This is a genomic window from Kandleria sp. (genome assembly GCF_017934775.1).
Taxonomy (GTDB): Bacteria; Bacillota_I; Bacilli_A; order Erysipelotrichales; family Coprobacillaceae; genus Kandleria; species Kandleria vitulina.
This window is the reverse complement of record NZ_JAGBIX010000059.1, coordinates 1-8,483: the sequence shown is the minus strand read 5'-3', so window position 1 is coordinate 8,483 and position 8,483 is coordinate 1. Positions and strand designations below refer to the sequence as shown.

Genomic DNA, 8,483 nt, shown 5'->3' with positions numbered 1-8,483 from the left:
TTTAAAGCGTCTTTCTACATTTGATATCAGAAAAATTTTACGCCTGTATCTTGGACAAAAGACAAAATGGTAGTTTATCAAAGATACCGTTGTGTTCGTATGTCTATATTTATTTTCCATACATATACTATATCATAATATGTGTACGCTTCCGATATCTACATACATTTTTTTATTTTATGCTATCCATCTCACACCTAAAGGAGTGGGCTTTTCGCACAGTCTTTTGTGAACGCAATGAGTCTTTCTTTATTCATTGATGTACCTCCTTTTTTTATTTTATTATTTTAAAGAAAAAAAGAAAAGCGCATTGCTTTTCCTTTTATAAAGTAGTGATATCTACAAGTGAAACGTCACCTTTGTGTTTACTTTCTAATGAATTGATTAACGCTTGAGCAGTATCTAATGAAGTATAGATTGGAATACCTGCTTCTACCGCAAATCTACGGATGCGGAAACCATCTTTTAAGTTGTCATTTCTTGTTGGGATATCAATGACAAGGTCTACTGTATCAGTAAGCATCAAGTCGAAGATTGTATTGTTCTTATCATTGATGCGATTAACCTTATGACATGGTACGTCATGTTCTTTTAAGAAGTTATATGTTCCCTCTGTCGCATATAAGTCATAACCGAACATGTAGTACTGTTTTGCGATTGGCAAGAATTCTTCTTTTGAAGAATCTTTGATTGTACAGATGATATTCTTTTTCTTAGGAAGATCAAGACCTGTACCAATGAAGGCTTTGTACATAGCTTCATCCAAGTCTTCAGATACACCTAATACTTCTCCTGTAGATTTCATTTCAGGGCCAAGAGAGATTTCAGCACCTGTGATTTTTTCAAATGAGAAGACTGGCATCTTTACAGCGATTGTCTTCTTTTCTGGAGCTAATCCATAATCATATCCTAATTCCTTGATTGTATGTCCAATGATAACCTGTGTTGCCACATCTACTAGTGGAATACCTGTTACTTTTGAGATATATGGAATTGTACGTGATGATCTTGGGTTAACTTCAATAACGTAGACTTCATCTTCATAGACAATGAACTGGATGTTCATTAATCCCTTAACCTTTAATGCTTTAGCTAAACGTGTTGAGTAATCTACGATTCTTTCTTTCATCGCTTCACTGATTTTTTGAGGTGGGTAAACTGAAATTGAGTCTCCAGAGTGAACCCCTGCTCTTTCTACGTGTTCCATGATACCTGGAATAAGGATTCCGTTATCATCGCAGATGGCATCTACTTCACATTCTTTTCCGGCTAAGTATTTATCGATAAGGATTGGATGATCCTTGATATCAAATTCTTCTGTGATATGTGTGATGAAACGTTTTACATCCGCATCATTTAAGGCAATTTCCATACCTGATCCACCTAGTACGTACGATGGTCTTACAAGGACTGGATATCCTAATTCATTAGCGACTGATAATGCTTCTTCTACAGTGAAGACTGTTCTTCCTTTTGGACGATCGATATGACATTTTTCAAGGATTTCATCAAAACGTTCTCTATCTTCTGCGGCATCAACTGAATTAGCAGATGTACCTAAGATTGGAACACCCATTGATAATAGATCCTGTGAAAGCTTGATGGCAGTCTGTCCACCAAACTGTACAATGGCACCTTCTGGTTTTTCTAGTTCAATGATTGACTGAACATCTTCTGCTGTTAATGGTTCAAAGTATAATCTATCAGCGATATCGAAGTCAGTTGAAACTGTTTCTGGGTTATTGTTTACAATAATTGTTTCATATCCAGCTTTCTTTAATGCCCATACACAATGTACTGAACAGTAGTCAAATTCGATACCCTGTCCAATACGGATTGGACCTGAACCAAAGACGATGATTTTCTTTTTATTATGTGTTGGCTGAATTTCATGTTCCCCTCCATATACACTATAGAAGTATGGAGTTTTAGCATCAAATTCGGCTGCACATGTATCTACTGTCTTGAAGGCTGCTGTAATATTGTTTCCTTTACGTAAGTAGTAGATTTCTTCTGTTGTTTTTCCTGTTAATTCAGCGATAACTAAATCTGGGAATTCTAGACGTTTTGCCTGTTTTAATAATTCAGGTGTTAATTCTTCTTCTTTTAATTTGTTTTCTACTTCAATAAGGTGTTTGATCTTATCGATAAACCACATATCAATCTTTGTGATTGAATGAATTTCCTGCATTGATACGCCTTTTCTTAATGCTTCTGCGATAACGAATAGACGTTTGTCATCTACTTTCTTAAGTTCAGCTCTTAACTCTTCAATAGTTAACTCAGCTAGTTCTTCATGATATAAGTAATAGACATTCTGTTCAAGCGAACGCAATGCTTTCATAAGTGAACCTTCGAAGTTATTGCAGATGGCCATAACTTCCCCAGTGGCTTTCATCTGTGTACCCAGATTTCTTGATGCATCATAGAATTTATCAAATGGCCACTTTGGAATCTTACATACAATGTAGTCCAATGTTGGTTCGTAGGAAGCGTATGTTTTTCCTGTTACCGCATTGACGATTTCATCTAGTGTATATCCTAAGGCAATCTTAGCTGCTAATTTAGCGATTGGGTATCCTGTTGCTTTTGAAGCTAAGGCACTTGAACGTGATACACGAGGGTTTACTTCGATAACACAGTATTCAAATGAATCTGGATTTAAGGCGAACTGTACATTACATCCACCTTTGATGTTAAGTGCTGTAATGATATTTAAGGCAGATGTTCTTAACATTTGGTAGTCTTTATCTGATAAAGTCTGAGATGGCGCAACGACGATACTATCTCCGGTATGTACACCAACTGGATCAAGGTTTTCCATGTTACATACAGTGATGCAGTTTCCTGCACCATCACGCATAACTTCGTATTCTACTTCTTTCCATCCGGCAATTGATTTTTCGATAAGACATTCTGTTACTCGTGAAAGTCTTAAACCGTTTGAACAGATATCGTGAAGTTCTTTTTCATTGTGAGCGATTCCGCCCCCAGTTCCACCTAGTGTGTAGGCTGGTCTAACAACAACTGGGTAACCGATTTTATTGGCAAATGCGATAGCGTCATCTACATAGTTGACAACTGTTGAAGGTGCGATTGGTTCATGAATACGTTCCATCAAATTCTTGAATTCAAGACGATCTTCAGCCATCTTGATAGTATCTGTATCAGTACCGATTGTTTCTACATTATGTTCTTCAAGAAACCCTTCATCTGCTAATGCCATTGCGATATTTAAGGCATTCTGTCCTCCAAGTGTAGGAAGAATGCAGTCTGGCTTTTCTTTTATGATTAACTGTTTTACTACTGGTACAGTTAATGGTTCGATGTAGACATGATCAGCCATATCTCCATCAGTCATGATTGTGGCAGGATTGGAGTTGATCAGTACAACTTCCACTCCTTCTTCTCTTAATGCACGACACGCCTGTGTACCTGCATAGTCGAATTCGGCAGCCTGTCCGATAATGATTGGTCCTGAACCGATAACTAATACTTTCTTTATATCATTTCTTTTAGGCATTTTTAGATCCTCCCATCATTTCAATAAATGTATCAAATAAGTAGTTTGTGTCCATTGGCCCTGCACAAGCTTCTGGATGGAACTGTACAGTCTTAATATTTTCATTTAAGTATTCTAATCCTTCAATTGTGTCATCGTTGACATTCTTGAACCATACTTTTGCTTTAGAAGCATCAATTGAATCTTTCTTGATCACATAGTTGTGGTTCTGTGTTGAAATATACACACGATTTGTATGAAGGTCTTTTACTGGATGGTTAGCCCCATGATGACCATAAACCATCTTTTCAGTAGTAAAGCCATGTGCCAATGCCATTAACTGATGCCCTAGACAGATTGCAAAGATTGGCATTTTTGAATCGATAAGCTTCTTGATTTCTTCAATGATTTCTGTACATTCACTTGGATCCCCTGGCCCATTTGATAATAGGATACCATCATATTTTTCATCAAGGATAGCACTTGCAGGTGTTGATGCTGGTACAACTGTTACATTACATCCACGATTTGCAAGTTCACGTGCGATATTGCGTTTACAACCAAAGTCATATAATGCCACTTTGTATCCGCCAACTTCTCCTACTTTGTATGGTTCATCACAGCTACATCTTGATACAACACCTGTTACCTTGTATGCCTTAATCTTTTCGATAACTTCATCGATATCATATTTTTTAGTTGTGATCATTCCGTTCATGCATCCTTCATTTCTAATGATCTTTGTGATTGCACGTGTATCTACTCCTTGGATACCTGGAATGTTATTTTCTATCATGTAGTCATTAAGACTCATATTCATTCTAAAGTTTGAACTTAAACGTGAAAGTTCATTCACCACAAATCCTTCCACGAATGGATGTGCTGATTCCTGATCATCAAGTGGTACACCGTAGTTTCCAATTAATGGATAAGTCATAACGACACTCTGACCAGCATAAGATGGATCTGTCAATACTTCGACATATCCTGTCATAGATGTGTTGAACACAAATTCACTGATGACTTCCTTGACTGCACCAAAGCTTTCACCTTCGAATACATGTCCATCTTCTAGTATTAAATAAGCTTTCATTTTATGCCCCCCTACAAAAAAAGACACATCAATAAATGACATGTCTTAAAATGAAATATTAAAAACAAAAGAAAGGGACGCCTGTGCAATTTTGTATGAAGTAATCATTGTTGTTGTCATGGCCATCACCCTTTCTTTTTTTCATAGTATACTTGAACTGCTCTTAAGAATCAATGATTTTTTATTACTTCTATGCAATTTTATCATTGAATTATTATTTACGGTCCTTATTAGCAGCTTTATAAGAATCATAAAGTTTTGTTACATAGTTTCCTGAGAAACATGACATACATAATGAATCACATTCAGCGTTATCTCTGACTGCTTTCTTTAGTCCTTTTTCTGAAATGAACGCTAATGAATCAGCTTTAATATAATCTCTTAACTCTCCTACATTCATACGATGAGAAATCAATTCTTCTACTGTTGATGTATCTACACCGTAGAAACATGGATACTTGATGGCTGGTGAAGCAATACGTACATGGACTTCAGTTGCCCCTGCTTCTTTTAATAAAGAAACAATACGTCTTGATGTTGTTCCTCGTACAATTGAGTCATCAATCATGACAACACGTTTTCCTGCCACGATAGAACGTACAGCTGAAAGCTTCATACGTACACCCATTTCACGCAATTCCTGAGTAGGCTGAATGAATGTTCTACCTACATATTTGTTTTTAACAAGACCCATTTCATATGGAATACCACTAGCTTCAGCATAACCCGTTGCGGCAGAAAGTGATGAATCAGGCACCCTGATTACAACATCCGCATCAGCTGGTGATTCTTCAAATAAGATCTTACCACAGCGTTTTCTTGCAGAATGAACATTAACTCCTTCAATATCAGAATCTGGTCTTGAGAAGTAAATATATTCCATAGCACAGATATTGTCGCTTGCTTCCTGATATTCATTCATATAGAAACAAGATTTAAGTTCACCATTTCTGACTCTTACCACTTCTCCTGGCTTTACATCCCTAATATATTTTGCCCCGACAATATCAAAGGCACATGTTTCAGAACTAAAGACATATGCTCCACTTGGCATCTGTCCAATAGATAATGGTCTAAGACCATAACGGTCTCTTGCGGCATATAATCCGCTATCCAATAAAATCAAGAAGGCAAAAGCTCCATCGATATGTTGCAAAGATTTGCAGACACGGTCAATAAATCGCCCGTGATGACGTTTAATCAAATGTCCTAATACTTCAGTATCACTTGATGAATTAAAGATTGATCCACGATCTTCTAATTCTCTTTTTAATACATTCGCATTAACAAGGTTCCCATTATGGCAGATTCCCATTTCTCCACTCAATGTCTTAAATAAGAAAGGCTGCACATTAAGAATACCTCCCCCACCAGCTGTAGAGTAACGTACATGTCCAATGGCTGCATCACCGCTTAATGCTTCAATCTTATCAGCATCAAAAATTTCAGTGACTAGTCCTTCTCCTTTATGAATGTGAAGATGATTTCTTTTTACAAGAATCCCTGCTGCTTCCTGTCCACGATGCTGTAAAGCATGTAAACCATAATATGTCAATCGCGCCGCGTTCGGATCTCCATAGATTCCAAATACGCCACATTCTTCATGAATTTCAGCTAAATCAGTTATTTTCATTTTCATTATATCCCCCAGTTTTACGAATACATTATATAGGGTAAAAGACATGCACGACAAGACTTTTTAAAAGTATTTTATCAATATGAGAATTCTTTATATTATAGAAATGAAATATTACCCATAAATAGGACAAAAATAGAGTCCCAGGGGCGGATAACCCTGGGACTTAAACGAAGAATATATTTATATGAAGCGTGTGAATATTATGTTGCGGATATATAATTTTTATGGCTATTAATCTTTATCGTAATCTAATGCATCAACACCAGTTGTGTTTGATGAAATACGAACTACATCTTCTACATCGTAGATGAAGATCTTTCCATCTCCCATTTCACCAGTGTATAAAGCTTTCTTAGCCGCATTGACAACTGTTTCTGTTGGGATCTTAGAAATGATAACTTCAACTTTAAGTTTAGGTAATAATTTCATATCTACCTTAGCTCCACGATAGTATGTAGTTGAGCCTTTCTGTAAACCACATCCAGAAACTCGTGTAGCAGTCAAGCCGGCAACACCGATCTTGTTCATTTCATCTTTCAATGCACCAAAACGTTCAGGTTTAGTAACAATAACAACTTTTGTGATCTTGCCATCTTTCTTAGAGTAATCAGTTACTGGGACAGTATCTAATTTAACAGGGGCATAATCTTTTTCATCGTAGACTTCACCCTGACTTAATTCTGTTTCAAAAGCAAAACCAGCATAAGCACTTTCTAGACCATGTTCTAACTTATCAAGACCAATGATTTCTTCTTCAGGTGTAACACGTAAACCAATTGTCTTTTTAATAGCAACGAATGTAATTGTCATAGTGATGGCTGTCCATACACCAATAGCAAGTAATCCAAGAATCTGAACTAATAATAATCTTGTACCTCCTCCATAGAAGAGACCAACAACTTTAGAAGCAGTATTGCATCCAAATAATCCAACACAAACTGTTCCTAAGGCACCGTTAGCAAAGTGAACTGGTACAGCACCTACTGGATCATCAATATGTAATTTGTAGTCTAAGAACCAAGTAAAGAAGCAAACGTTGAATCCTGAAAGGATACCAATGATGAATGCTCCCATGACATTAACAACATCACAGCCAGCTGTAATAGCAACAAGTCCAGCAAGTGAACCATTTAATGATAAAGCTACATCTGGTTTACCATACTTTAACCAAGTAAAGATCATGACTGTTACAGTAGCAATTGCTGGAGCAACAGTTGTAGTTGAGAAGATTGTCGCTAACATACGACCATTTGTAGCAGCGGCACCGTTGAATCCATACCATCCAAACCAAAGAATGAATACCCCTAATGCACCAATTGTTAAGTTATGACCAGGAATACCATTTGGAGTCTTGTCTTTGTTGAACTTTCCAATACGAGGACCAAGCAATGATGCACCGATCAAAGCTGTTAAACCACCAGCGTAGTGAATAACTGCACTACCAGCGAAATCATGGAATCCTAATGCTGTTAGGAATCCATCTGGACCCCATACCCAATGCGCTTCGATTGGGTAAACAATCAAACTAATAACGAAACTGTAAATACAATAAGAAATGAATTTTGTTCTTTCTGCCATAGCTCCAGAAACAATTGTTGCAGCTGTAGCACAGAACACTAAGTTGAATACAAATAATGACCAGTCAGTATTTGCAAAATCAAATAGTGGACCTTTTAAAATAGGTAACCACCCAATTAAACCATGTCCGGCATCATTACCACAAAGTAATGCATACCCCACAAATAAGAATGCGACAGTTCCTAAGCAGAAGTCCATCAAGTTTTTCATAATGATGTTCCCCGCGTTTTTCGCACGAGTGAACCCTGCCTCTACCATCGCGAAACCAGCCTGCATGAAGAATACCAATGCAGCACCGATCAAATACCAAATCGCAAATATTTCTTTAAGCATATTTTCTTTCCCCCCTCTTGGTATGACTACATTATAATAGTTTTTTATCACTTTGCAATAATAAATTATTATATCAATAAATAATTATCTATTATAATTTGCGTTTTTACCGATAAAATGGGGATATTTTAATTATAAATTTTTATCATTTTAATAAATATTATTGATAATGTAATAAAAAATTATCACTTATAATAAAAAAAGAGGCTGTAACGAAATGATTTAAGCATTTCGTTACGTCTCTCTTTTTTACATTAAAATTACCAAGTCATGCATGATGGATTCTCAGCCTTTCCATCATGTCCTTTTTGTAAAGAAAAAAGCCCCAAAAAAGGGCG

4 protein-coding genes and 1 pseudogene are annotated in these 8,483 nt (G+C 36.6%); all 5 read right to left on the bottom strand.

The window, feature by feature from the left end:
* Nucleotides 1–120, bottom strand: a pseudogene (locus J6L95_RS06290) (IS200/IS605 family transposase); the annotation flags it as partial.
* Nucleotides 121–322: 202 nt separating this feature from the next.
* Nucleotides 323–3,523, bottom strand: a complete 3,201-nt coding sequence (carB, locus tag J6L95_RS06285) for a carbamoyl-phosphate synthase large subunit (protein ID WP_074686417.1) — start codon at nt 3,521–3,523, stop codon at nt 323–325.
* A complete protein-coding gene (locus tag J6L95_RS06280) occupies nt 3,516–4,595 on the bottom strand; it encodes a carbamoyl phosphate synthase small subunit (protein ID WP_287458511.1) in 1,080 nt (359 codons plus the stop codon). Before J6L95_RS06280 ends, carB begins: the two co-directional genes overlap by 8 nt.
* Nucleotides 4,596–4,809: 214 nt before the next feature.
* Nucleotides 4,810–6,234 carry an amidophosphoribosyltransferase gene (gene purF / locus J6L95_RS06275; protein ID WP_287458510.1) on the bottom strand — a complete coding sequence of 475 codons (1,425 nt, stop codon included), beginning with the start codon at nt 6,232–6,234 and terminating at the stop codon, nt 4,810–4,812.
* A gap of 231 nt (nt 6,235–6,465) precedes the next feature.
* A complete protein-coding gene (locus tag J6L95_RS06270; protein WP_287458509.1) occupies nt 6,466–8,145 on the bottom strand; it encodes an ammonium transporter in 1,680 nt (559 codons plus the stop codon).
* Between the last annotated feature and the right edge of the window lie 338 nt (nt 8,146–8,483).